This is a genomic window from Fictibacillus iocasae (genome assembly GCF_042665465.1).
Classification (GTDB): Bacteria; Bacillota; Bacilli; order Bacillales; family Fictibacillaceae; genus Fictibacillus; species Fictibacillus iocasae.
In genome coordinates this window covers 200,913-226,350 of record NZ_JBHTCP010000052.1, presented here as the reverse complement: position 1 = coordinate 226,350, position 25,438 = coordinate 200,913, and the positions used below count along the sequence as shown (strand labels likewise).

General features: G+C 46.0%; 28 protein-coding genes. 11 read left to right on the top strand and 17 right to left on the bottom strand.

Translation table 11 applies throughout. The features are described 5' to 3' along the window. Window positions 1-324 precede the first annotated feature (324 nt). Window positions 325-1,404 carry an FUSC family protein gene (locus tag ACFQPF_RS18500; RefSeq protein ID WP_379751757.1) on the top strand — a complete coding sequence of 360 codons (1,080 nt, stop codon included), beginning with the start codon at window positions 325-327 and terminating at the stop codon, window positions 1,402-1,404. A 306-nt stretch (window positions 1,405-1,710) separates the two neighbouring features. Here ACFQPF_RS18500 and ACFQPF_RS18495 read toward each other — a convergent pair whose 3' ends face one another. The 8 genes from ACFQPF_RS18495 to ACFQPF_RS18460 all read right to left on the bottom strand — a co-directional run bounded on the left by ACFQPF_RS18495 (window position 1,711) and on the right by ACFQPF_RS18460 (window position 11,070). Beyond that, the gene (locus ACFQPF_RS18495; RefSeq protein ID WP_379751755.1) at window positions 1,711-2,622 is read right to left on the bottom strand and encodes an ABC transporter permease; all 912 of its coding nucleotides are present in this window, start codon (window positions 2,620-2,622) and stop codon (window positions 1,711-1,713) included. 11 nt (window positions 2,623-2,633) lie between these two features. Further along, the gene (locus tag ACFQPF_RS18490; protein WP_379751753.1) at window positions 2,634-3,638 is read right to left on the bottom strand and encodes an ABC transporter permease; all 1,005 of its coding nucleotides are present in this window, start codon (window positions 3,636-3,638) and stop codon (window positions 2,634-2,636) included. 89 nt (window positions 3,639-3,727) lie between these two features. Further along, on the bottom strand, window positions 3,728-5,317 hold the full coding sequence (locus ACFQPF_RS18485; RefSeq protein WP_379751751.1) for an ABC transporter substrate-binding protein: 1,590 nt from the start codon (window positions 5,315-5,317) through the stop codon (window positions 3,728-3,730). Window positions 5,318-5,386: 69 nt separating this feature from the next. Further along, the gene (locus ACFQPF_RS18480) at window positions 5,387-6,355 is read right to left on the bottom strand and encodes an ABC transporter ATP-binding protein (protein ID WP_379751749.1); all 969 of its coding nucleotides are present in this window, start codon (window positions 6,353-6,355) and stop codon (window positions 5,387-5,389) included. Next, window positions 6,336-7,340 carry an ABC transporter ATP-binding protein gene (locus tag ACFQPF_RS18475; protein ID WP_379751747.1) on the bottom strand — a complete coding sequence of 335 codons (1,005 nt, stop codon included), beginning with the start codon at window positions 7,338-7,340 and terminating at the stop codon, window positions 6,336-6,338. The genes ACFQPF_RS18480 and ACFQPF_RS18475 overlap by 20 nt, the downstream gene beginning before the upstream one ends. A gap of 271 nt (window positions 7,341-7,611) precedes the next feature. Continuing rightward, window positions 7,612-9,354, bottom strand: a complete 1,743-nt coding sequence (locus ACFQPF_RS18470) for an ABC transporter ATP-binding protein (protein ID WP_379751745.1) — start codon at window positions 9,352-9,354, stop codon at window positions 7,612-7,614. A gap of 395 nt (window positions 9,355-9,749) precedes the next feature. Beyond that, window positions 9,750-10,277, bottom strand: a complete 528-nt coding sequence (gene ntdP, locus ACFQPF_RS18465; protein ID WP_379751743.1) for a nucleoside tri-diphosphate phosphatase — start codon at window positions 10,275-10,277, stop codon at window positions 9,750-9,752. Window positions 10,278-10,899: 622 nt separating this feature from the next. Beyond that, window positions 10,900-11,070: a gamma-type small acid-soluble spore protein gene (locus tag ACFQPF_RS18460; protein WP_379751741.1), complete on the bottom strand. Its 171-nt coding sequence runs from the start codon at window positions 11,068-11,070 to the stop codon at window positions 10,900-10,902. Between the two features lie 198 nt (window positions 11,071-11,268). Here ACFQPF_RS18460 and ACFQPF_RS18455 point away from each other — a divergent pair, with 198 nt between their 5' ends. Then, window positions 11,269-11,493, top strand: a complete 225-nt coding sequence (locus ACFQPF_RS18455) for a hypothetical protein (protein ID WP_379751738.1) — start codon at window positions 11,269-11,271, stop codon at window positions 11,491-11,493. Window positions 11,494-11,588: 95 nt separating this feature from the next. Here the strand turns inward: ACFQPF_RS18455 and ACFQPF_RS18450 are convergent, their stop codons facing one another. The 3 genes from ACFQPF_RS18450 to ACFQPF_RS18440 are packed head-to-tail and all read right to left on the bottom strand — an operon-like array spanning window position 11,589 to window position 13,764. Then, window positions 11,589-12,341, bottom strand: a complete 753-nt coding sequence (locus ACFQPF_RS18450; protein WP_379751736.1) for an SDR family NAD(P)-dependent oxidoreductase — start codon at window positions 12,339-12,341, stop codon at window positions 11,589-11,591. After that, on the bottom strand, window positions 12,338-13,444 hold the full coding sequence (mutY, locus tag ACFQPF_RS18445) for an A/G-specific adenine glycosylase (RefSeq protein WP_379751734.1): 1,107 nt from the start codon (window positions 13,442-13,444) through the stop codon (window positions 12,338-12,340). The genes ACFQPF_RS18450 and mutY overlap by 4 nt, the downstream gene beginning before the upstream one ends. Further along, window positions 13,441-13,764 carry a hypothetical protein gene (locus ACFQPF_RS18440; RefSeq protein ID WP_379751732.1) on the bottom strand — a complete coding sequence of 108 codons (324 nt, stop codon included), beginning with the start codon at window positions 13,762-13,764 and terminating at the stop codon, window positions 13,441-13,443. Before ACFQPF_RS18440 ends, mutY begins: the two co-directional genes overlap by 4 nt. Window positions 13,765-13,805: 41 nt before the next feature. Between ACFQPF_RS18440 and ACFQPF_RS18435 the strand changes: the two genes are divergently transcribed. Further along, complete coding sequence (locus tag ACFQPF_RS18435; RefSeq protein WP_379751730.1) at window positions 13,806-14,804, top strand: metal-dependent hydrolase; 999 nt, start codon at window positions 13,806-13,808, stop codon at window positions 14,802-14,804. Between the two features lie 182 nt (window positions 14,805-14,986). Here ACFQPF_RS18435 and ACFQPF_RS18430 read toward each other — a convergent pair whose 3' ends face one another. Then, window positions 14,987-15,268, bottom strand: coding sequence for a YfhJ family protein (locus tag ACFQPF_RS18430; RefSeq protein ID WP_379751728.1), 282 nt, complete (start codon window positions 15,266-15,268; stop codon window positions 14,987-14,989). A 100-nt stretch (window positions 15,269-15,368) separates the two neighbouring features. On the opposite strand from ACFQPF_RS18430, the gene sspK reads away from it, so the two are divergent. Together sspK and ACFQPF_RS18420 are read left to right on the top strand one after the other, a co-directional pair. Next, the gene (gene sspK / locus ACFQPF_RS18425) at window positions 15,369-15,524 is read left to right on the top strand and encodes a small acid-soluble spore protein K (RefSeq protein WP_379751726.1); all 156 of its coding nucleotides are present in this window, start codon (window positions 15,369-15,371) and stop codon (window positions 15,522-15,524) included. 11 nt (window positions 15,525-15,535) lie between these two features. After that, on the top strand, window positions 15,536-15,730 hold the full coding sequence (locus ACFQPF_RS18420) for a YpzG family protein (RefSeq protein ID WP_379751724.1): 195 nt from the start codon (window positions 15,536-15,538) through the stop codon (window positions 15,728-15,730). Window positions 15,731-15,762: 32 nt separating this feature from the next. Here ACFQPF_RS18420 and ACFQPF_RS18415 read toward each other — a convergent pair whose 3' ends face one another. Beyond that, the gene (locus tag ACFQPF_RS18415; protein WP_379751722.1) at window positions 15,763-16,074 is read right to left on the bottom strand and encodes a YfhH family protein; all 312 of its coding nucleotides are present in this window, start codon (window positions 16,072-16,074) and stop codon (window positions 15,763-15,765) included. A 63-nt stretch (window positions 16,075-16,137) separates the two neighbouring features. Between ACFQPF_RS18415 and ACFQPF_RS18410 the strand changes: the two genes are divergently transcribed. Next, window positions 16,138-16,821, top strand: coding sequence for an SDR family oxidoreductase (locus ACFQPF_RS18410; protein WP_379751720.1), 684 nt, complete (start codon window positions 16,138-16,140; stop codon window positions 16,819-16,821). Here ACFQPF_RS18410 and recX read toward each other — a convergent pair. From recX to ACFQPF_RS18395, 3 genes are all read right to left on the bottom strand, one after another. Next, entirely contained in the window at window positions 16,808-17,620 is an 813-nt protein-coding gene (gene recX / locus ACFQPF_RS18405; protein WP_379751718.1) for a recombination regulator RecX, read from the bottom strand. The genes ACFQPF_RS18410 and recX overlap by 14 nt on opposite strands. A 224-nt stretch (window positions 17,621-17,844) precedes the next feature. Continuing rightward, window positions 17,845-18,042: a YbdD/YjiX family protein gene (locus ACFQPF_RS18400; protein ID WP_379751716.1), complete on the bottom strand. Its 198-nt coding sequence runs from the start codon at window positions 18,040-18,042 to the stop codon at window positions 17,845-17,847. Window position 18,043: 1 nt separating this feature from the next. After that, complete coding sequence (locus ACFQPF_RS18395; protein WP_379751713.1) at window positions 18,044-20,143, bottom strand: carbon starvation CstA family protein; 2,100 nt, start codon at window positions 20,141-20,143, stop codon at window positions 18,044-18,046. 117 nt (window positions 20,144-20,260) lie between these two features. On the opposite strand from ACFQPF_RS18395, the gene ACFQPF_RS18390 reads away from it, so the two are divergent. The 5 genes from ACFQPF_RS18390 to ACFQPF_RS18370 all read left to right on the top strand — a co-directional run bounded on the left by ACFQPF_RS18390 (window position 20,261) and on the right by ACFQPF_RS18370 (window position 23,714). Then, window positions 20,261-21,163 carry a TIGR01777 family oxidoreductase gene (locus ACFQPF_RS18390; RefSeq protein ID WP_379751711.1) on the top strand — a complete coding sequence of 301 codons (903 nt, stop codon included), beginning with the start codon at window positions 20,261-20,263 and terminating at the stop codon, window positions 21,161-21,163. 38 nt (window positions 21,164-21,201) lie between these two features. Then, window positions 21,202-22,329, top strand: a complete 1,128-nt coding sequence (locus tag ACFQPF_RS18385) for an amidohydrolase (protein WP_379751709.1) — start codon at window positions 21,202-21,204, stop codon at window positions 22,327-22,329. Between the two features lie 188 nt (window positions 22,330-22,517). Further along, window positions 22,518-23,099, top strand: a complete 582-nt coding sequence (locus ACFQPF_RS18380; protein WP_379751707.1) for a GNAT family N-acetyltransferase — start codon at window positions 22,518-22,520, stop codon at window positions 23,097-23,099. 198 nt (window positions 23,100-23,297) lie between these two features. After that, window positions 23,298-23,423, top strand: coding sequence for a hypothetical protein (locus tag ACFQPF_RS18375; RefSeq protein WP_379751705.1), 126 nt, complete (start codon window positions 23,298-23,300; stop codon window positions 23,421-23,423). A gap of 120 nt (window positions 23,424-23,543) precedes the next feature. Beyond that, complete coding sequence (locus ACFQPF_RS18370) at window positions 23,544-23,714, top strand: YfhD family protein (RefSeq protein ID WP_379751702.1); 171 nt, start codon at window positions 23,544-23,546, stop codon at window positions 23,712-23,714. 242 nt (window positions 23,715-23,956) lie between these two features. Here ACFQPF_RS18370 and rlmD read toward each other — a convergent pair whose 3' ends face one another. Beyond that, window positions 23,957-25,378, bottom strand: a complete 1,422-nt coding sequence (gene rlmD, locus ACFQPF_RS18365) for a 23S rRNA (uracil(1939)-C(5))-methyltransferase RlmD (protein ID WP_379751700.1) — start codon at window positions 25,376-25,378, stop codon at window positions 23,957-23,959. Between the last annotated feature and the right edge of the window lie 60 nt (window positions 25,379-25,438).

The following is a 25,438-nucleotide window of genomic DNA, read 5'->3' as shown; positions in this document are numbered from 1 at the left end:
TAAAAAGCCACGTACTGGAACTGTTTGTGTCATCTTCAGTATAGTCACCGCATTCCCATTTTCATGCGGGGGTTGGGAGAGGACCGCTCATGATAGTTTTTATTTCCTTTTTGCTATGCGGGTACCTCAAAAGAGAACGGCTTCCTATTACAGCGGATGCGTTTTCATCTGTCTTTCTTTTTTTCCCATTTTGGCTATACTGTAACTATGAAACTTATACGGCTGCAATGCGTAAGATGTACTTGATAAAAGCTTCGAAACATTGTATATTGTTTCAGTTAAAAAAGGTTATCAATAACCGATAGAAGGGACTTTTACAATCTAATGAAACTTGGTGCCCGCATGATCAAAACGGGCTTAGCGATTACATTATCGATTTATTTAGCAATCTTCCTTCACCTTGATGCGCCTGTGTACGCGGCCATCGCGGCAACCTTTGCCATCCAGCCATCCATTTACCGGTCGTTTCAGACAATTTTAGAACAAATACAAGGTAACTTGATCGGCGCGGCTTTTGCTATTATCTTTGTACTTTTATTTGGCACCAATCCATTTGTTGTCGGCTTTGTTGTGGTACTTGTCATTGCCGCCAACTTGAAACTCAAGATTGAATCGACGATCCCCCTTGCCATCGTGACCGTCATCGTCATTATGGAAAGCCAGTCGGACAACTTCATCACCTTCGCGCTAGAGCGCTTCTTGCTCGTCATGCTCGGTGTGGTTTCCGCGTTTATCGTCAATCTTGTGTTCATGCCGCCGAAATACGAAGCCAAGCTTTTTTATAAGATCTCCAGCCATACCGATGAAATCATTAAATGGATGCGTATGCTCACACGTCATGCTTCTGAACATACTGTTCTAAAGGAAGAAGTCGAGCGGCTGAAAGAAAGCAGCATCAAAATGAATCAGTTCTATCTCTTTTATAAAGAAGAGCGCACATACTTCCGCCGGAACCATTATACGAAAGGACGCAAGCTTGTCCTTTACCGGCAGATGATTTCAACGACAAACAAAGCGCGCGAACTGTTGAAAAGCCTGCACCGCCATGAAAACGAGCTGTATCAGATGCCGGAAGAATTGCAGGAGCTCGTGCAGGTTCAGCTCGACTGTCTGACAAACTACCATGAGCAGATATTGCTGAAATATACCGATAAGATTCGCGCTGACCATTGTGTCGCGCTGGTCGATGAGATCTGTGAGAGCAAACAGTCGGTGATGAACTCATTCCTCGGCTATTATAAGCCAGACGGGGATCTGAATGATCAATGGCTGCACCTCTTCCCTGTTTTCGCGCTTATCATTGATTACAGCGATCATCTCAGCCACTTGAACAGACTGATAGAAAGCTATAAAAATCACCATGTGGATGATGAAGAGATTCCGCTGTCGCAGAATCAGGAATAAGAGAGTCCTTGCTGGCTGAAATGAGGCCCGCAAGGACTTTTTTTGCGTGGTTAACTGGTTTGAGGATGCGGACCCGCAGCGGGGCAGATGTTAAATTACGGAAAGTCAGTTGCAAGTGGCTGGTTAGCCCGCAAGTTGCTGGAACTCGGCCGCACATACGTTCAACTCGCCCTCACCCTCTCATTTGCCAGCCGTAAACGTGTCGCAGCCGCCGCGCTGGACAAATTGCGAGTAAATGTCTGCGAAATAACACAAAAGAGGCATCACTGACCGCACTTTACTGTCAAGAATGCCTCTTTTTACACATTAATTCTTCATTCGAGGGTCCAGCGCATCGCGCAGTCCGTCACCCATCAAGTTAAAGCCCAACACCGTCAGCATAATCGCGAGGCCAGGGAAAAGAACTGTCCATGGCGCTTCAATGATATAGTTGCGGGAATCTGCGAGCATCTTGCCCCACTCTGGGGTGGGTGCCTGCGCTCCAAGCCCTAGGAAACCAAGAGCTGCCGCTTCGATGATCGCTGTCGCAACGGCAAGCGTACCCGTTACAATGATCGGGGCTAAGCTGTTCGGCAAAATGTGATGCAGCAGTATGCGGGAATCCTTCATGCCGATCGCTTTTGCTGCTGTAATGTATTCTTCCTCTTTTACCGAAAGAACACGGGAACGCAGCAGTCGTCCGAACGTTGGCACGTTGATGATGGCGATGGCAATCAACGCATTCTTCAACGACGGTCCAAGAACAGACACTACGGCGATCGCGAGCAGGATGCTTGGAAATGCGAGCAGGATATCGAAAATGCGAGAGATGACGGCATCCACCCATCTTCCGTAATAGCCCGCGATAATGCCGAGCGCAGATCCTACAACGACGGAGCCTGCCACCGATAAAAAGCCGACCCATAACGAGATTCGTGCGCCGTAAATGATTCGTGTTAGAATATCTCTCCCGAATTCATCTGTGCCAAACCAATGCTCAGCTGATGGAGCAAGGTTCTTGTTCGGCAGCTTCTGTGCATCATAATCATATGGTGCGATCAGCGGTGCAAAAATGGCAAGCAAAATAAAAAACGCAACGATGGAAAGACCAACGATGGCCAGTTTGTTTTTGCGGAAGCTTCTCCAGGCTTCCCTCCAGGGAGATACCGCTTTTTCCTCAGCCGGGCGCGCCATGTCAGGCGGCAGCATCGGCGGGGTATTCTGCAATGCTTCTGCCATGTCCATCCCTCCTACTTATACTTGATTCTTGGATCGATCGCTGCATATAGCAGATCTACAGCCAGGTTAATGAGTACGAAAATAACAGCAACGACGAGGATCCCTGATTGAATGACCGGATAATCGCGGTACGAGATTGCCTCATAAATGTAAGAGCCGATTCCTGGCCAGCCGAAAATGGTCTCTGTCAGGATAGCGCCGCCTAGCAGCAGTCCAATCTGAAGCCCGATTACCGTGACAACAGGGATCAGTGCATTTTTCAAGGAATGCTTGTAGACTACCCAGAACATTCTCATCCCTTTTGCGCGTGCTGTACGGATGTAATCCGAACGCATCACTTCGAGCATGGAAGAGCGTGTCATACGGGCAATAATGGCCATTGGAATCGTTCCGAGCGCGATTCCTGGCAGAATCAAGTGCTTGATGACTTCAATAAATTGATCAAAGCGTCCGTTTAGAAGCGTATCGATCAAATAAAGATGTGTGACTGGATCCACTGAATCTCGTATATTATCACGGCCGGTCGTCGGTAGAAGGTCCCACTGGATAGCCACGATATATTGCTCCATCAATCCGAGCCAGAAGATCGGCATGGATACGCCAACAAGGGCAAGTACCATCGCACAATAGTCGAACCAAGAGTTTTGGAACCATGCGGAAACGATACCTGCGTTCACGCCGATCACGACGGCGATTAGCATCGCAGCAAGCGACAGTTCGATTGTCGCCGCTAAGTACGGCCAGATTTCCTCGGCGATCGGTGTGTTTGTTTTCAAGGAAACACCAAGATCTCCTTTAAAAAGTCCTGTAAAGTAAGCCCAGAACTGGGTGTGCCAAGGCTGGTCAAGTCCGAGCTCCTTCGTCAATGCAGCTACTGCTCTCTCTGTCGCTTGCTGGCCGAGAATGAGCTGTGCCGGATTGCCGGGTATCGCACGGATCATCATGAATACGATGAAGACCATTCCGAGCAGGACAGGAACGAGTGATGCTAATCTTCTAATAGTATAAGCAAACATTCTCTTTCACCTCTCTTAAGGCATTTCGGCTTTTGGACCATAAAAAGAGGGAGTATGCGGAAATCCCCATACTCCCGAATGTACTGCAATTAGTCGATGGATACGTCTACAAATGACTGAGATCCAGTCGGATGAGGTACGAATCCTTTAACTGAGCTAGCGCCAACTAGCTGTGGCTTAGAGTGTACAAGAGGAACCCATGGTGCATCTTCGTGAATGATTTCCTGTGCTTTTTTGTAAAGCTCGTTACGCTCATCTTCATTAGAAAGCTGCTGTGCTTCAATGAGAAGCTTATGAACTTCTTCGTTGTTATAGCGTGCATAGTTGTTAGAGCCGATTGTGTCCTTATCAAGAAGCGTGTAAAGGAAGTTATCCGCATCACCGTTGTCGCCTGTCCATCCAAGCATGAACGTTGGTGCTTCACCAGCCTGAACCTTCTCCAAGTAAGTGCCCCACTCGAATGTTACGATTTTTGCTTCAATGCCAACTTGTTTAAGAGAGGCTTGAATCGCTTCTCCAACTTTTTGGCCGTCCGGCATGTATGGACGTGCTACAGGCATCGCCCATAGATCCATCTTGAAGCCTTTTTCGTATCCAGCTTTCTTCAATAGCTCTTTCGCTTTATCAACGTTATACTCGTAATCTTGAATGGCGTCATTGTAGCCGCCGATTGAAGGAGGCATCGGGTTCTTCGCAGGTTCAGCTGTGCCAGCGTAGAAGTTATCGATAAGCTCCTGCTTATTGATCAAGTGGCTGATCGCCTGACGTACTTCTTTTTTATCAAAAGGTGCTTTTTCTGTGTTAAATCCGAAATATCCTACGTTCATAGAAGGACGCTCGAACACTTGAAGCTTGTTGTTGTCTTTTACTTTTCCTAGATCACTAGGGTTTAAGCCGTCCATCAAGTCGATCTCGCCTTTAGTTACTGCGTTAAGACGAGCAGCGTTGTCCTTGATCACCTTGAACTTGACGCCGCCGAGCTTAGGAAGACCTTTTTTCCAGTAATCTTCGTTCGCTGTCAATTCAATCGTATCGTTTGGCTTCCAAGATTTAAACTTAAAAGGTCCCGTTCCGACAGGATTTTTCGCAAACTTGTCACCGTCAGCAAACGCTTTCGGGCTTGCAATCGCGAATGGGCTCATAGCGATGTTCTTCAAGAATGGAGCTTGCGGGCGAGTTAACGTGAACTCAACCGTTTTCTTGTCTACAGCTTTTACTTCTTTAATCACGTGTCCTTCGTCACCTTCAAAACCGCCAAACATAGAAGGATAGTAAGCGAATTTCGCTTCGTCCTTGCTTGTTGACCAGCGCTTGAAATTCTCGACAACCGCATCTGCGTTAAAGTCAGTGCCATCGTGGAATTTTATGCCTTCTTCGAGGTGGAACGTGTACGTAAGACCGTCTTCAGAGATCTCCCATTTCTTAGCAAGACCTGCTTCAATTTCTGTGTTATCTTTTCCGTATTGTACAAGGTTTTCAAAGATCTGTTCTGTGACGATGAAAGATTCTCCGTCTGTTACGACTGCTGGATCAAGGGCAACCGAGTCACCGCCGCGTCCATAAATCATCGTTCCGCCTTTGCTGCTTCCGCCTTCTTTACCGCCGCCCTCAGAACATCCGGCAAGACCGACAGAAAGAGCGAGCAAGCAAGCAAAGATCACTAATAGATGTTTCTTCATCTTCTTTCCCCCTGTTTCTTCTTAGTTTTTTTTGATGAACATGCCTATTTTTATATGTACGTGCTTTTGTCACTCATAAAGGTGGCAAGCAACGTAGTGGCCTGGCTGAATTTCTTGTAAAACGGGTTTCACGGAAGCGCATGTATCCATTGCCTGAGGACATCGCGTATGAAACGGACAGCCTTTCGGCGGATTAGACGGGCTCGGCACATCGCCCTGCAGGATGACTCGTTCTTTCTTGTGCTCCACATCCGGTATCGGAACCGCCGAGAGCAGCGCCTGAGTATAAGGATGCATCGGCTGATCGTACAGCTCTTCACTGTCGGCGAGTTCAACAATGTTACCCAAATACATGACTCCGACACGGTCACTGATATGGCGGACAACGCCAAGGTCGTGCGCGATAAACAGATACGTGAGATCATATTCTTTCTGCAGATCCTGAAGCAGGTTCAGCACCTGAGATTGAATGGAAACATCGAGCGCGGAAACGGGCTCGTCCGCTATGATCAGCTTCGGATTCACAGCGAGTGCACGGGCGATGCCGATACGCTGGCGCTGTCCTCCAGAGAACTGGTGCGGATAACGCTTCGCATGCCAGCTGTTCAGCCCTACCACTTCAAGCAGCTCTTTCACGCGCCGCTTGCGTTCTGCTTTATCCTTCACACCATGAACGATGAGAGGCTCTTCTAAAATTTTCTCAACAGTATGGCGCGGGTTCAGCGATGCGAACGGATCTTGGAAGACCATCTGCATTTCGCGGCGCATCTTTCTCATCTCGCCCGTTGAAAGCTCGGTTATGTCACGGCCTTCAAAAAAGATTTTACCGTCTGTCGGATCAAGCAGCCTGAGCAGCGCTCGTCCTGTCGTTGATTTTCCGCATCCGCTCTCACCAACGAGTCCAAGCGTTTCCCCTTTATTGATGAAAAAGGATACACCGTCAACCGCTTTTACAGCGCCTACCGTTTTGCCTAGGACGCCGCCTTTGATCGGAAAGTGCATTTTCAGGTTTTCTACTTTAACTAATGGCTGTGTCATTGGCTTCCGCTCCCTTCCCGTCCTCATACAGCCAGCATCTTACTTGCTGGCCATTCTCAAACGCTTTTAGAGCCGGAGTGTCCGAAATGCACTGAGGCATCGCATGCTCGCAGCGCGGTGCAAAGTGGCAGCCGTAGTTGACGGAACCGGGTTTTGGTACGTTTCCGGGAATCGAATAAAGGCGTTCTTTCTTTTCCCTCATGTCTGGAACCGACTGGATGAGACCAACTGTATAAGGGTGTTTCGGGTTTTGGAAGATCGTTTTCACGTCTCCCTCCTCCACAATTTTCCCCGCATACATGACCACAACGCGTTCACACATCTCCGCTACAACACCGAGGTCGTGTGTGATCATCATGATGGCTGTGTCGGTTTCTTTGTTCAGTTTTTTCATCAGTTCAAGAATCTGAGCTTGAATCGTAACATCGAGCGCTGTTGTAGGCTCGTCCGCGATGAGCAATGTCGGATCACAGATCATCGCCATCGCGATCATGACGCGCTGTCTCATTCCTCCAGAAAGCTGATGCGGGTATTCCTTCACGAGCTCTTCTGCCCGCGGCAAGCCGACTAGCTTCAGCATCTCAACGGCTCTAGCCATCGCCTGCTTTTTGTTCCATTTCCTATGTATTCTTAACGACTCTATCAGCTGTTCGCCGATTGTGAAAACCGGATTCAAGCTTGTCATCGGCTCCTGAAAAATCATCGCTATCTCGTTTCCACGAATTTGCCGCATTCTTTTCTCGGATGCGGAAGCAAGATTTTCCCCTTTAAACAGGATTTCTCCTCTGACCTTGCCGTTTGGGGATGGCACGAGTCCCATGACCGACAATGACGTGACACTCTTGCCGCATCCTGATTCCCCTACAATACCAAGCACTTCGCCTGGATTAATATGAAAATCGATGCCGCTGACAACAGGGATTTCTCCGTCATCCGTCATGAATGAAGTATGCAATTGTTTCACTTCAATCACTGGACTGCCCATGATCTCACTCCTTTCTCTTGTTGTTTGTCCAACCTTGACTAAATCTTATTGAATTATGACACTTATCTGACAATTTGACAATAAAAAAATTTCAGAAAATTAGACAAATAGAACCAAAGTAGTAGTCGCTGTATAGGAATATGGTGAATCCTTTTCTTTATTTCAACGAAAGAAGATCGATTATAATAGCATCTTAAGTCTTAAAAAATGTCGAAACCAAATGAAAAAGCGCAGCCGTTGGAGTTCCATTGGCTGCGCTCATTCGTCATGGTTAGTCTAGCTGCTGTACGGTAAAAAGGTCGTAATAAGAGCCTTTGCGCTCCATCAGTTCATAATGAGTTCCGGTTTCCGATATTTCCCCATGTTCGATTACCACGATTTTATCCGCGTGTGTAATGGTGGCAAGCCTGTGAGCCACGATAAATGTTGTCCGCTCTTTTGCAAGCTTTTCAAGTGCTTCCTGGATAAGTTGCTCACTTTCAAGATCGAGGGCGGACGTCGCTTCATCCAGAACAAGGATCGGAGGGTTTTTCAAGAAAACACGGGCGATGGCTACACGCTGCTTTTGACCGCCTGACAGCTTAACGCCCCTTTCCCCGATTTTGGTGTCATACCCTTCTGGCAGGTTCATGATAAACTCATGAGCGTTTGCCGCCTTGGCCGCTGCGATGATTTCTTCTTCCGACGCATCAGGATTCCCCATTAATATGTTCGCTTTGACCGATTCGCTGAAGAGAATATTATCCTGCAGCACCATCCCGATCTTGTCACGCAATGTACGGACCTGGTAGCTTTTAATATTCTCGCCATCAAGCAGAATCCTTCCACCCGTCACATCATAAAAACGAGGCAATAGCCCAACAAGCGAAGACTTACCGCCGCCGCTCATGCCAACAAGTGCAACCGTCTCTCCTGCCTGGATTGAAAGAGAAATCTGCTTGAGCACATCTACTTCCTCTTCGTTGTAGCGAAAGCTCACGTTGTCAAACATAATTTCGCCTTTTACATGATGCAGAGGCCGTGCATCATGCGCATCCACAATGTCATATTCTTCGTCCATGAACTCGAACATCCGGTCCATGGAAGCGATTGACTGCGTGAGGGTAGTTGATGAGTTGACGAGACGTCGCAGCGGATTGTACAGCCTGTCCATGTAACCCACGAATGCAACGAGTGACCCGAGTGTGATGTTGCCCTGTATGGCTTCATATGCAGCAAAGCCAATGACCAGCAGCGGCGCGATGTCCGTGATGGTGTTAACAACGGAAAAGGTTTTCGCGTTCCAAATTGTATGATCCATCGCGCGATCGAGAAAATTCCGATTGCGGCGGTCAAACTGCTGCTGCTCATGGCTTTCCAGAGCGAAGCTTCGAATAACCGATATCCCCTGCACACGTTCATGGAGATGGCCCTGTACCTCAGCTAGCGCCTGCGAACGGTCTTTCGTGAGCTTGCGCAGTTTGGCGTAGAAGAATTTTACGGAAAGGCCGTAAAAAGGCAGCATTGCCAGAGCGACGATAGTCAGCCAAACGTCCATTGAAAACATGATAATAGCTGCGATAATGATGGTGGCCATGTCCAGCCATACGTTCATCAGACCCGTTATAACAAACGTTTTAGTCTGCTCGACATCATGGATGACACGCGAAATTACCTCACCAGACTTATTGTTTGAATAGAACCGGAGACTTAGCTTTTGAATATGATCGAACAGCCTGTCACGGATGTCATATAATATTTTGCTGCCGACCCATTGGGCGTAATATTGACGCAAATATTCGATTGGCGGCCGCAGAATGACAAACACAAAAAATGCGCCGCCCATTAAGTAAAATAGCTTCTCTTTTTTGTCGGCAAGTGTCAGATCCGCCTCGATGATGTCATCGACAACGATTTTTAAAATCAGCGGAGTTAAAAGCGGGATGCCGAACTTCAGCAAACCAATGATAATCGTCCATACAATCTGCATCTTATAAGGTTTAACGAATTGCATGTATCGTTTAATGCTATCCAATTTGTGCACCGTCTTCCTTTGTTGCTGTTTTCTTTAGCATGTAAGAATACATAGAAGGAGTTAATCTCCATTACAGGTGCACGCTTATCCAGAGGGGTGAGCGGTGAGCCCCTTCGCTAGCCAAGCGCCATTGAAGGTTCACCTTCTCACTCATCTAAGCAGGATAAGGAATGCTCCGTCGCAAGACATCGCACGAAGAAAATGTGAAGTCCATTTTCGAGGAGTCGGCACCTTTCATTCCGATTAACTTTTCTGAAGAAGTATTCAGTGATGATAAAGGTGAATGAAAAGGGAAAAAATTACGAAGTTTGTTAATGGCAATAATCTCTTCATTATCTTATAAAAATCATAAGAAACAGAAAACCTGCTGATGGTTTCAACAGGTTTTGTTTGTATTATCTTAATTCTAGGAACCGCTCATACCATTCTTCTACAAATCCAGGTTCGAATGGACCTTTCTTTTGTGTGATCATGGAAAGAAGCTCGTTAAGGTTTCTTTTAATGATTGTGTCGAGCTCCGGTGGGTACCTCATCATTCGTTGATGCAGCTTATACTCATCCTCGTCAAGAAGGATGTATGTGCCATCCGGGAAGACTTTGACATCCAAATCATAATCGATATATTTCAGGGCCTCGTTATCCCACATGAAGGGGGAACCGAGATTGCAGTAATAATAAATGCCATCCTCCCGGAGCATGCCGATCACATTAAACCAGAGCTTGGAACTAAAATAGCAGATCGCCGGTTCTCGTGTTCTCCACTGCCTGCCATCCGATTCCGTTACGATGATCCGATCGTTACCAGCGATGATGATCTGGGAGCTTCCTTTTAGAATGGCAGTATCTACCCACGTCCTGTGCAGATAGCCATTATGCTTATAGCTTTGAATGTTAATAATACTTCCGGTTGCAGGAAAACTCATATGCCGCTCCTTTCTGCCCGAGTTCCGGAAGCCAATGGGTTACCCTATTTACTTGTCCGCTCCTTTTTTCCATTTTTTCTTTTGTGGTAATTCACCAGCTTCAACTTTAAGTCCCTCGTACAATTTTGTCTGCCTACACTACATTCATTTCATTTAACTTTGTTCTAGGTTTGGTTTTATTGAGGATTCAAGCTCTCCGTAAGCTTTCATTCCCGACCGCTGCTGCACCATAGTAAAGTGCATGAGCTAAAAAACCTTTCGTCTCTTCTTTATTATATCGTTTTGTGAATAGTTTGGAAATGATAGTGTCCCTATACCGACAAAAGAAAAGCGCCTTTTTTTTATTGATCTCTGGATTAGTTTTCCCAACAATGGTTTATTGCAAACGAAAGGGAGGTTTGAAGCAGGTGATTTCTGGTTCAGATGAAAGTTGCGAGGTGTAATAGTTGATGAAAAGCAGAATATGTAGGATGAACAATTTTAATGTTCGTCTGCCTTAGTTGAACTTATCTTAAACGTTAACTTATTGACTGAATCGAATGCCTTCCCTGACAAAAAGTTACGACTTAACGCAAATTGAAAAACGCCCCCTTGGATTAGGGAGCGTTTTTGCTTGCAGAGGTTACTGTTGGTTTTTGCGTTGAGCAGACTTCTGGTTTTGCTGGCGAACTTCTTGTGCGTTCGTTTCAGCAGCAAACTCAGTACCATACTGACCAGCTTGTCCAGCTTGTGCGTTTTGTTGACGCGCTTGCTGAGCTTTTTGGTAACCTTGTTGGTTTTGTTTTTTGTCCATGTGTTTTCACCTCCACGCAGATTAATTTAACCGCAAATAAACACAAATATGTACTCAAAAAAACACTTTTAAAAAACAGTTTTTGGTACGTTTAATCGTGAACGGAACTGGAAATAAAGGAGGATTTAACGGAATCTTTACGTGGAATAATAAAAGGATGACAGCAAAAAATAGACACAAGAAAGTGAGGAGAAAAATATGTACGTTGGACGTGATATGACGGAATTGAGCATGACATCAAAGAAAGAATGGAAAGACAGTGAGCTTGCCTATTTTCACCATTCCCTTCAACAGATGACTCCGTACTTGAATGAAGAAGGAGCATCCATACACCGAGAGATCATTAAAGAGATCGAAGCACGCGGCGGTCTTCAGCGAAATGAGGCTGATTGGCAGCACGGTACAGAACAGCAATACGATTAGATGTAAAAAAACAGGGGTCCGGTACAGCTTCTCGTGACGTTTCGTGTGGATGGATGTGTGCGAGAAACGTACCGGACCCCAGTCTTTGTGTTTTATTAAAAGCTGTAGGACTGGCCGCCGTCCACATTCAGGGTAGCCCCTGAAATCCAGGATGCGCGCTTTGATGCGAGAAACACTACAGCGGCTGCGACTTCCTCCACCGTGCCAAAGCGGCCTGCGGGGATGTTTTGCTCTACAAAAGTCGCAATCTTTTCAGGATTTTCTTGCATCCTTTTCTTCCAGTTGCCTGTCTCATGAAGGATGGATCCTGGCGCAACACTGTTGACACGTACCCCATGAGCGACCATTTCATCTGCAAATGATTTCGTGAAAGAAATAAGAGCCGCTTTGCTCGCATTATACGTCGGTTTGCCGCCTGATTCTCGTCCAAAAATAGAGGAAATTTGCACGATAGCTCCATCTCCTCTTTCCTTCATCACTTGACCTGCCATTTGGCTCAAATGAACGGCTGATAGGTAATTTAACTGCATCGCCTGTTCGAATAAATCCATCGTGGTTTCAAGCACACTGCCTCCGTTGCTTCCGCCTGCGTTATTAACGAGCACATCAATCGTTCCGAACTTTTCAATAAAGCGGCTCATGATCTGTTCACGATCAGATGGAACGGTAACATCTCCTCGTATAGCAGTAAATCCGTGTTCGTCAGCGGCCGCAACCAAAACCGGCTCCTCTCTTCCAACAATGGCAACCGCAGCGCCTTCTTCCTTAAACAGCTTCGCGATAGCGAGTCCTATACCTTTGGAGCCTCCTGTTACGAGAACATTTTTCCCTTGTAAGTTCAAGTTCATAGCAAAATGGCCTCCTTAACGAGCTTGATCATTTTTTGATGTGAAACAGGGAAAGCGAGTTTCTCTGTATCCTCTACAGACAATAGACGCCAATCTTCAGGCAGCTCATCTGGCAGTTTCTTGATTTCTGCTTCCCAAACATCAATTTTCCATTTTAAATGCGAAAATACGTGCTCAATATAACCGATTTTTCCTTTTATCGAGATTTCTGCGCCACTTTGTTCATAAATATAAGCTTGAGCCTCATTGCTTCGAGCTGTATCGGAGACTGCGTTGGCTTCTACATTCGGAAATTCCCATAACGTTGCCAACAATCCTGTTTCTGGCCTTTTATGAATGATCAGCCTGCCCGCTTCGTCATACGCGATAACGGCCGACATGTTAACGGTTTTCACCTTTGTTTTTTTCGTTTTGACAGGCAGCTCCTGCTGTCTTCCCTCAGCGAAGGCACGGCATTCGTTCTGCACAGGACAAACGAGGCATGCTGGAGATCGCGGTGTGCAGATGATGGCGCCTAGCTCCATAAGAGCCTGGTTAAACGATGATGGGTCTTCATGTGAAATAAGCTCGCGGACGGCTTTTTCAAAGGTTTTTCTCGTTTTGGGCTTGGCGATGTCTTCATCAATCAATAAAATTCTGGAAAGGACGCGCATCACATTGCCGTCAACAGCCGGCTCTGGAACACCATAGGCAATACTTAAAACGGCACCGGCCGTATAGGGGCCAACCCCTTTTAAGCTTGATATTCCCTCTGGTGTTCGGGGCACGATTCCGTCAAATCGTTCTCTTACCTCTTTTACTGCGGTTTGCAAATTCATAACTCGGGAATAATAACCTAAACCTTCCCACGCTTTCATAACCTGCTCAGGTTCTGCTTCAGCGAGATCTTTGAGCTCGGGAAACTTTTCGATAAAGTTATTGTAATAAGGGATAACAGTATCCACTCTCGTCTGCTGCAGCATAATTTCTGACACCCATATCCGGTATGGGTCCCGGCTCTCCCGCCAAGGCAGCTTGCGGTGGTTCTCTTTGTACCAGGTCAGCAAGTTTTGCTGAAATTCAAGTATGGGAAAATTGGTCGTGTGCAATTCTTGATGATTCAATCTTCATCCTCCAGTTCCTGTTTAATAAACGCCCAGCAATGTATTTTACGAATGCCGCCTTCCACCATCTCGTGAAGGTCGCTGAACACCATTTCGGCTGGATGGAGCCTTGCTTCCTTTATCTTGTTATACAGGCTGTAATCTTTTACCTGGAAGAATTCCACATATAGGGAATCCTGATCAGCAGCCTTGTAGGAGTGGAAATTTGATGCACCCATCGATTGAAGCTTTTTCTTTATGTGCTTGATCAGCGACGAATAAACTTGAACATATTCTGCATTTATTTTATATTCCATAAACACGGTGATCTCATCTTTCATGGTATCACTCCATTCTTCAAGGTAAGGAGGTGCACTTTTTCATGGATACAGGTACTCATATTGTCATGGGCATCGGACTTGGCGGACTTGCCATGATCGATCCCTCGATCGCGGCAGATCCCGTCACAGCTCAGGCTGTCATTGCCGGTACCCTGATCGGGTCTCATGCACCTGACTTCGATACGGTTTTGAAATTAAAAAATAATGCCGTGTATATCCGAAACCACCGCGGCATCACGCATTCCCTTCCCGCATTGGTGATTTGGCCTCTTTTGCTCGCAGGCGCTATCCACCTTTTTGTCCCAGGTGCTGACGGGAACAAAGTCTTGCTATGGACGGCTATCGCCGTTATTTTGCATGTATTTGTTGATATATTTAACGCGTATGGAACGCAGGCGCTTTATCCTGTTTCAAAGAAATGGGTCGCTCTCGGAGTCATCAGTATTTTTGATCCGTTTATCTTTTTCATCCACCTGCTTGGCATCATGCTTTGGTACGGCGGAATCGATCCAGGACGAACCTTTTTATCGATTTATGTGATACTCGTCTTTTATTACATTTGGCGCATTATTGCAAGAAAAAGAGCGGATGCATTCATACGCAGAAAAATTCCGGAAGCCATAGAAATCATCGCTTCCCCTGCCATCCGCTACGGTCAATATCATTTAGCGATAAAGACCCCTAAACAGTTTATTGTTGCAGGTCTCCAAGGAAAAGAACTGACCGTATGGGATGTATTTGACCGCCTTCCAGTTCCAAAGAACAAGATGATTGCAGCTGCCAATAAAGATAAAAACATCGCTGCATTTCTGTCGTTCTCACCAGTATACCGCTGGGAGATTGAAAAGAACGAATACGGTCATGAAATCCGCTATATTGATTTAAGATACCGCAGCAAAGAGCATTATCCGTTCGTTGCTCTTGCTCAGCTCGATGATGACCTAAATGTGATGACATCGTATACAGGCTGGGTATATAGCGAAGACCGCTTGCGCAAGAAGCTAGACTATTCACCTTTTGACATTGTAAAAAACGAGTAGACTGATCCACAATCCCGGATCAGTCTTTTTTTATAGCTAACGAACAAAGTATAAGGTCAACTAGAGCTGACGAAATGGCTTGGCGTCAGCCGAGTTTCCTTTATACTTTGTAAAAGTATAACTTTTTAACACTGAGGGAACTCGACGCAGTCAAAAAGTTAACGAACAAAGTATAAGGTCAACTAGGGCTGACGAAATGGCTTGGCGTCAGCCGAGTTTCCTTTATACCGTTGGAATTTCGGGTTGTCGCTGCTGTATTCATGAAGTCTTGGTCCGTATGATTTAATCCAAGACAAAACCATCGCTTCAGTCGCATCTTGCCCAGCATAATCGTAACCAGCACGTGCTCGTGATGATTCAAAATCTTCCCAAAGACCTTCGACCCAAGTTAGCGCCTGTTCTTTTGATAAGCTGCGGTTAATATGAATCAGCTGTTCGGCAAGCCTGTTAAAACGCTCTTCCATTTTTCTCCCTCCTGTCCCATTATTTAAGGCTTTTTCCGTCACATAAAGGCAAACCCTGCGTCCATACTAGTACAGAACCGATTACAAGGAGGGCTTTTATATGAGAAATAAAGCGAAGAACTTCCCAAATCGGATTTCCGTCTCTGGTGAAGGCCGGGCAAAGGAAGAGTTCTCTTCCAAGCGCCCAGACGGAAGCATCCGCGACCATCCTCAGGAGCGGATGTTTATGTCCAACCAGCACCGAGACGATAAGTAACTCTTGCGGTTATGAATTTCATACTGGGGGTGTCACGAATGAACAAGAAAAAGTTCTTTCAGCCAAACCTGTTTAACGCAAATTACTCCGACCCATTTCACTCCCCACGGGCTAACTCGAAGCATGCGTATAACCAAGTTAACGGAGAAACCCAGCAAGCACTGAATAATTATGTGCTTGAAGTTCAAACACGTAAGCGTTCATAGTGAGGAATAGGGAAGCGTATCCGCTTCCCTATTTATGTGGTGATGAGCATGGATACAGGATAGGCTTCCATTTCTGTATTCCCATTTTTGTAGCCCCATGCAAACACACCGTTCAAATAAACCAGCTTAAACAATGAGCCAGGATCACCCTGCAGCTCGTAGCTTTTCCCACTCTCAAACTGCTCTAGATCAACAAGATAGCTTTTGGCAAGAGCGATTTTCCTGTCATATACAGCAAACTCACTCACCATTCCCATCTGTTCTGCCTTTTGTGCCTTCGCTCTCATCGCTGCGATCTCCATTTGCAGCTCATGCTCTGTCATGTCACTAAATCGTTTTTCCATTGTGTACGACCTTTCTTTTCTATACGATATAACCATACTTCAACATAAGGAGTGATAATCTTAATGAATACTTCTGTTATCATAACCGGCGGTGGTTCTGGCCTTGGTTTAGAGCTCGCTAAGCTTTACTCCAAGAACCACGACGTCTTTCTTCTCGGACGCAGCGAAACGAAACTAGAAGAAGCTGCCTTACAGCTGAAAACCTCACGCGGCACTATACATACCGCTGTCTGTGACGTTGCAAACATAGAGCAGGTGCAATCCGTTCTAAACCTCATTTTCCTTTCAGGTCCTGTACATATGCTCATTAACAATGCAGGCACCGGTGCGTTTGGCCCCCTAGACACACTATCAGAAAATGATGTTACCACCATGATTGACACAAACGTTAAAGGGACCATCTTCCCTGTCATGGCGGCAACTCCATATTTTAAAAAGCAAGACCATGGCACCGTTATGAACATTATTTCAACTGCCGGGCTGCGCGGCAAAGTGAACGAATCCGTTTATTGCGCCAGCAAATTTGCCGTCCGAGGCTTTACGGAAAGCCTCGGAAAAGAATGGGAAGCCACTAATTTGCGTGCCATCGCTGTTTATATGGGGGGCATGGACACACCGTTCTGGGATAATAGCACTCATATAAAAGACCGAAGCCGCCTAAAAAGCCCTTCCCTTGTAGCCGAAACAATCGTCCATGAGGAAAAAGCCGGCGGCTACACGGTAAGTGAAATTTTTATCGACCGATAAACCCTTCACGCAATACTTGTTCGATTAAATGAGCGGCAAAACCTTTCGCAAAAAGCGCACGCTTCATTTTCATCTCATATTCAAAACCGCTGAACTGGCTGTATTTACGATGAGCCTTCTCCGCCTGCTTCTTCAGCGCTTCCTTCTCTTCCTCTTCATCCGGCTCAGACGACGCCGAAAGAATGGACCGCTCAATCACATCCGCAGTGAACCCTTTTTGCAAAAGCTGCATCTTCAGCTTTTGCTTTTTTTCATTCAGCGAGATACCCTTCTTCTGCGAAAGCACCTTAGCCGCCAGCTTCATGCACGTTTCCAGCTGCCGCTCCATCGAGAACTCCTGAAGCGCCTCTTGCATATCCCGCTCGCTTACGCCCTTCGCCATCAATTCCTGCTTCACAGCCCCCGGCCCCTTCGCTGTCGTGTTCATCCGAGTCCTCACGAGCATTCCCGCAAACTCCCGGTCGTTCACATATTTCTGGTCCTTCAGCTGATTTACCACCTTCTTCGCAACCTCTTCAGAAAACTCAGCTTTAACAAGATACTGAACAATTTCCTGAGCAGACCTCATCCTAAACGAAAGGTAATGAAGTGCACGGCTGTAAGCCCTTTTCACCTCATCAAGCGCCAGAATCTCCTGCCATTCACTCTCGCTGATCTCCATCCCCTTCTTGAGACTACCCGCGATCAGCACATCCTCATGAACGCTAAAACCAAACTCTTCCCCCGCGCCTTTATCAATAAAAACATTATAACGTTCCTTACTTTTCTTCTGAGCGGAAATCCGCGTAACAACCGCCATTTCCCCACCTCTTTTCAACTATATTTTAACACAGTGGGGTCCGGTACCGATAAAGATTCACATTATACCGAAGGTCATCATCTCGGTACCGGACCCCTTGTTTGGCTTCGAAGAACATGTTCGCCACACTCCGCCCAAGAACCAAAACCAACCAAAAAACCCCCGCGTAATAAATCTCGCGGGGGCTTCTTGTTCGAAGTGCAGCCTGCACTTTTCTGTGGTTATCAACATCGGGTGGCGGAGGGACCGTACTTATCCGCCAAATACTGTTCAAAAAATTCCTTTTCTGTCGGTGGTGTCTGCTCAGGATGATGCAGCTTCAGATGATTAACGTAAGCCTGATAATTAGGGAGGTTTGACACTCCTTTAAACACGTTGCCTATGTTGATCAGCACGTTCTTCAGCTGTAAAAAGAAACTCATCTTATACTTCACCCAGCTTTGTCTGAACAAATGGCTCTTCATACGTTGGCAGATTCTTTTTCTGTCCTAAAACCTTGTACCAGATGCGAGCCGCATCAATCAGAACGCCTGCGATCAACAGCATGAACAATCCAGTCAGCACCGCGTTCAGCTGATTGTTAAAGATGATTTGTGAAGCAGCTTCCATGCTTGGGATCGCCGGCGGCAATTCGTTTGCAGCCATCTGCGCCTTTACTTGTGATGCTTTTTCAAGGAAGCCTACAGCCGGAACATTGGAGAAGATTTTCTGCCAAGCTGCTGAGAACGTCACGATCAAAAGCCAAGTGAGCGGCACCGCTGTGACCCACGCATATTTCGCTTTACCCATTTTAATAATAACGGTAGTACCGACGATCAGAGCGATTGCTGCAAGCATCTGGTTAACGATACCGAACAGCGGCCAGAGTGTATTGATCCCGCCAAGCGGATCGGTCACTCCGACAACCAGGAAGTAGCCCCATCCTGCCACAACAAGCGCACTCGTTACATACACAGCCCATGTTGAATCTGTTTTTCCTAACGGTTTGTACACATGGCCGAGAAGATCTTGAAGCATGAAGCGCCCGACACGTGTACCCGCGTCAATCGTTGTTAAGATAAAGACGGCTTCAAAGAGAATCGCAAAATGGTACCAGAACGCCATCAAGCTTTTACCGCCGATGACTTGTGAGAAGATCTGCGCCATTCCCACCGCCAAAGACGGTGCTCCGCCTGTTCGGGAAAGAATTGATTCTTCATCCACGTTTCTCGCCAGCTCATCAATTTCATCCGCTGTAACTGAAAAGCCCCAGCTAGAAATCACTTGAGCTGCCGCTGTCGGATCCGCTCCTATTGCTGCAGGCGGGGAGTTAATCGCAAAATATAATCCTGGTGTCAATAATGTTGCTGCCACCATCGCCATGATGGCAACAAATGACTCAGTCAGCATTCCGCCATAACCGACCATCGGTGCATGAGTTTCTCTTGCAATCAGCTTAGGTGACGTTCCAGAAGAAATAAGGGAGTGGAAACCGGATACCGCTCCACATGCGATTGTAATGAACAAGAACGGAAATAAGTTACCCGCAAAAACTGGGCCTGTCCCGTCAATGAATTTTGTGACAGCTGGCATTTGAATTTCCGGCATCACGATCAGTATGCCGATCGCCATCATGCCAATAACCCCAACTTTTAGGAACGTGCTTAAATAGTCGCGCGGTGCTAACAGCATCCAAACCGGCAAGACCGAAGCCAAGAATCCGTAGCCGATCAACAAGAATGCCAGGGTTTTTCCTTCATACGTGAAAAGAGGAGCAAGTGTAGCAGAATCCGCTACCCACTGCCCGCTGACAAGGGCAAAAAGCAAGAGAGCAAAGCCGATGATGGAGGCCTCTCCTACCCTTCCTGGCCTTAAATAGCGCATATAAAAGCCCATAAAAAAGGCAATCGGAATGGTCATAGCAATCGTATAGGTACCCCATGGGCTTGATTTCAGTGCGTTGACCACAACAAGCGCGAGCACGGCAATCAAAATAACCATGATGGCAAAAACGCCGACTAGCGCAAGGTAACCGCCGACAGGACCGATCTCTTCTTTTGCTATCTGGCCAATAGACTTACCCTTACGGCGCATAGAAATGAGAAGGATGACGTAATCTTGCACCGCTCCCGCCAATACAGCTCCGACAATGAGCCAGAGTGTTCCAGGCAAGTAGCCCATCTGGGCAGCAAGCGTCGGACCGACTAGTGGTCCAGCGCCTGCAATCGCTGCAAAATGGTGGCCATAGAGCACCCACTTATTTGTCGGAACATAGTCCTTACCATCAGCGTAGCGTTCTGCTGGAGTTGCATTTTCTTTATTGAGCTTGAAAATCTTGTTTGCGATAAAGCGCGCATAAAATCTGTACGCTACCGCATATGTACAAAGTGATGCCACGATAAACCAGATGGCGCTGATTTTCTCGTCACGCTGAAGCGCGATGACGGATAACGCGATTCCGCCTGCCAGTGCGATCCCAATCCATAATAACGCTTTCAAAAAGGGATTGGATTTCTTTGTTTCTGTTTTTCTTTGCAGTTCCAAGACAGCACCTCCACATTTTGTTTGGTATAATAAGAGCTAACATGATTATAGCAAATATTCTAAATTTTAAAATAAATATTTTGATCATCACATTCTTTTTTGTGAAAAGGAGAACAAATGAAAAATGTACTGATTACAGGAGGAACGGGTTTCATCGGCCGCCATCTTACTCAAAAGCTCACATCTGAGGGGTATCATGTTTACATTTTGACAAGGTCATCCGATAAAAAACAAAGTGAGAACGGAGTGACATTTATCAGATGGATGACAAATGGGGCCGCACCAGAGAATGATCTGCCTGCTATCACAGCAGTCGTGAATCTTGCTGGGGAATCGATTAACGGAAGATGGACCAAAAGCAAGAAAGAAAATATCCTTCAAAGCCGATTATCCGTCACGAAAGAGCTTCTCCGTCTTCTTGAAAAAATGGAGCACAAGCCCGAGGTCTGGGTGAACGCGTCAGCAGTCGGATATTATGGAACATCCAAAAAGGAGATATTTACAGAGGAATCACCAGGTGCTGATAACGATTTTCTTGCGCATGTGACCGCGCTTTGGGAAAAAGAAGCTAGCCGTGCTGGTCAGATGGGCCTTCGTTTTGCTGTTACACGGTTTGGCGTTGTGCTTGGTGAAGATGGCGGCGCGCTCAGCCGGATGATTGCACCATTCAAATATTATGCAGGAGGACGCGTCGGATCAGGATCTCAATGGCTTTCTTGGATCCATGTGGAGGATGCTGCGAGGCTTATACAATTTGCGATTGAAAACAAGAACATCAATGGTCCGGTCAATGCCACTGCACCTCATCCCGTTACTATGGATGAATTCGGGAAAGAAACGGCACGGATCATGAACAAGCCTTATTTTCTACCCGCCCCTTCCTTTGCATTGAAATGGCTGCTCGGCGAAATGAGCATGCTTGTATTAGAAGGACAGCACGTGATTCCGAAAAAAGCCAGCGATAATGGCTTTGAATTCCGTTATCAGCGGCTTACGGAAGCACTTCGCGATCTCATTTAACTTAAATGACAACAGAAACTATATAGCAGGTGATACACATGAAAACACTTTTCAAAGGCGCTAAAGTATATCCAATCACATCAGCCGTCATGGAGTCAGGAGATGTACTGATCCACGATGGGAAAATTGAGGAAATAGCACAATCCATCGAGCCTTCAAGCGAGATGGAGGTTATAGATTGTAAAGGTCTGCACCTGCTGCCAGGTTTGATCGACGTTCATACTCATCTTGGGCTGTATGATGAAGGAACAGGATGGGCAGGAAATGATGCGAATGAAACGTTCGAGGTGCTTACCCCTCACATCCGGGCCATTGATGGCTGCCATCCCCTTGATATTGCGTTTCGTGATGCGATCAAATACGGCATTACAACCGCACACATTATGCCAGGGAGCGCAAACGTAATCGGCGGTACGACCTCGGTTATCAAAACACATGGTGTCGACATCAGAAAAATGCTGATCAAAGAAACAGCCGGGTTAAAGATTGCTCTTGGCGAAAACCCTAAACGGATTCACTCTGGCTCCAGCAACAATTCCATTACAAGGATGGGGATCATGGGGATGCTGCGTGAAGCGTTTTATCAAGCACGCAGTACCCCGAGCCAGAGCGATCTTCGTGTGGCACCTATCGTGGCAGCGTTAAGGCGTGAAATTCCTGTACGCATTCATGCGCATCGAGCAGATGATATCTTATCAGCTGTACGGTTCGCGGAGGAATTTAACCTTGATTTTCGCATCGAGCATTGTACAGAAGGCCATTTAGTGGCTGAAGAGCTTGCACCGTTAAACCTTCAGGTGAGTGTCGGTCCGACGATCACCAGAAAATCCAAGATTGAGCTGAAAAATAAGACGTGGGAAACGTGCCGTATACTATCGGAAAATAATGTTGAAATTTCCATTACAACCGATCATCCGTACACACCGATTCAGTATTTGAATGTGTGCGCGGCCCTCGCAGTCCGAGAAGGGCTGAATGAAGAGAAAGCGCTTCAGGCCATCACGATAAATCCTGCCAAAAACCTTGGTGTAGCTGACCGTGTCGGCAGTATTGAAATAGGGAAAGATGCCGATTTTTCGATCTGGAACGACCATCCTTTTCATTTTTCATCGAAACCTGTGATGACCTTGATAAATGGTCAAATAATTTACAAAAAATCCACATAAAAACTATTTGCTTTTTTATAAAAATGTCTTATGATACAGAAGTAGTCATAATTAAATACATTGCATGGGAAGGCAATTGGTGCGCCACCAGCTCGGGCTGGTCCTAGTGGGTTCGATTCCCACCCCGAATTAATTTTCATTCTTAATTCGAGGGTGGGCTACAAATCTGCCCTCTGGGAGGGATTAAATTGTTAAAAAAGCGTGATTTACAAGACAGTCATGTTCTTTTCAATTTAATGGTGCATCCTGATGTCTTCCCTTTTGTTCGTCAAAAAGCGAATTCCATCGAAGAATTCATGTTTATGACAAAGCAAACGATCGAGGAAGAAGAGCAGGGAACTGTGATTTCAAGAACCATTCTAGATGAGTGGCAAAATCCGATTGGCACTATTAACCTGTTCGACGTCCAAGAAGGCTACGGCTTCCTTGGAACATGGATCGGACAGCCGTATTTCGGCAAAGGCTATAACAACCCGGCGAAGGAAGCTTTCTTTTCAGAGCTTTTTTACGAAAAAGATATCCACACGATATTCATGCGCATCCGCAAGACAAATTTCCGTTCGCAAAAGGCAGCTGAAAAGATCCCTTATGTGACGCTTGCCAATGAAGTGCGTAAAGACGTATACGATCAGCTGAACAAAGACGGCGATGTTTATAACCTTTACCAGATCGAAAAAGATAATTACACGATGCATCAGCTCCGTCTACAGCATCAGCACCAGGCACATCCTCTGGTGTGCGATGGAGAAGAACAGCTGAAAGAAGCTTGAAGGCAAAAAGCGCGGATATTCCGCGCTTTTTTTGTTTCTTTTTGCATATTCTTTGCTACCCCTCAAGGACTAAAAGCTACAACGTTTTGGACCAGCAGACTCTCTGTAAAAACAGCCGTCCCAAGTCCTATTCTTTCCAACCGTCCGAATGGTTCTTAAGGATAAACTAATAATATCTCAAAGGAGAAGGAGGATTTTATGATGAGAAAAAGTGATCGTCAGCAGTCGAAGGAGCGTTTTGATGATTTGACGAAAACTCAAGAAGTGACACTCGCTTCCGAGATGAAGCAAGCACAAGCTGCTGAAAAACAGCCTAAGCGTTAGAAAAAAATTCCTGTTATAATAACGCGTCATCCGGCGCATTCTATAGTTAGAGGGACATCCCCTCTACTTCAAGACTGTAGATTCGTTCACCATTACATTCGCTTTTTAGGAGGCTTGCGTGTGGAAAAACGTAATCGAAAGTCCCAACCCCATGCTCGAAACTCTGCTTCACAAGCTAATGCTTCTCTTGGCGTAGACGTCGAATACTCCAGAGAATTAGCGGATCATGAAGATCTTGAAGCACAGGCAAGAGCGCAGGCTGCAGATAAGCGCCAAAAAGCGCGACGCTAACGCCGGAAAGACCTGCTCAGCTGAGCAGGTCTTTTGTATTTCTTTACGGATCCATTTTATTACGATAAAGAATTAAAGCCTGTTGATAAAGTTATCAACAAGCTGTGCATAATGTGTATATAATTTTCATGCGTTTTCTAGCTTTACAATATCATTACGAAAATGACACAGTTCTACAAATTACTCTGTGGATAACCATGTGGATAGTGTGCATATGTCAGAATATTTCAATGAAAAAGATATTATCCTTTCCAAACAAGCGTACAAACGGTTTCAATATGTGACGTTTGCGGAAACATATCCACAGGAGTAATCTCTTCTAAAGCAAACCCTCCATTTATTAACATGTGGACATCCTTAGCTAACGTTGACGGATTGCAGGACACATAAACCATTCTCTTTGGCTTGATTTTTAGCACCGTGCTTAAAAATTGCTGATCACAGCCTGTACGCGGCGGATCGACGACAACCACATCAGGCTTCCATCCCTCGTTCAGCCATTTCGGAAGCCATTTTTCCGCTTTTCCCGTTTCAAACAGAGCCTGGGTGAAACCATGGTTTTCCGCGTTTTCACGTGCATTCTTAATCGATTCTTCAATCACATCCATCCCGCGAATTTCTTTTGCGAATGGTGCAAGCCAAAGTCCGATTGTGCCAGAACCGCAGTAAGCATCCACAATTTTTTCTTTTCCTGTCAGCTTCGCCTGTTTTTTTACCTCATCATATAAAACAACCGTCTGTTTCGGATTAAGCTGGAAGAAAGCTCTAGCTGAAAGCTCAAAGGAAAGTTCACCTAGTTTTTCTTTAATCGTTTCGCTTCCGCTTAGCGGCAACGTGGTGTCTCCGAAAATAAGGGACGTTTTCTGGTCGTTTACATTCTGCACGATTGACGTAACAATCGGCAGCCGTTTTTTCATTTCAGCCACAAAAAGGTCTTTTTTAAGCAGGTGTTCTCCACTTGTGACAAGGGCAAGCTGCAAGCCATTTGAACGGAACGCAGTTCTGACAACGATGGTGCGAACAGCAGCTCTTTTCGCCTTGTCAGGATGCATAGGAATGTTCAAATCCTTTAATATGCGTTTCACTTCATTTGTTACTTTGTTCGTGTCTGGGTGCTGAACGAGACATGCTTCAATATCGACCAATTTGTGAGAGTTGCCGCTATAGAGGCCTGCGATCACTTCACCATTCTCCCTGCCTGCTTGAAAGCTGCTTTTATTTCGATAATCCCACGGATTTTCCATCCCGATTGTTTCTTTTAAAGGAAGCTTGTCTGGTGATATTTTTGTATACCGTTCAAATGCCTGACGGACAATATCCTGCTTTTCTCTCAGCTGAGCGGCGTACGAAAGATGCTGCAGCTGGCAGCCGCCGCACTCTTCGTATATCGGACAAGGGGGTGTAATGCGGTCTTTTGATGCTTTTCGCAGCTTTTTCACATTCGCCTCGGCTCTATTTGGAAATACTTTTGTAATCACAGCAGTAATTTCTTCTCCAGGCAATGCCCCAGGAACGAAAACTACGGTCTTCTTAAAAAATCCGACTCCCTCGCCATTAATTCCAAGACGTTTAATTGTTAACGGTATAGTCTGACCGACTTCGAGAACAACGTTGCCGCCAGTATGGTTTTGTTTTTTATAGGAAGGCTTTTTCATTTTCGCCATAAACTCACTTCTTCCGTTCTTACTTTTTTCATGCTTTCCCTATTGTAGTCGAAAAAAGCG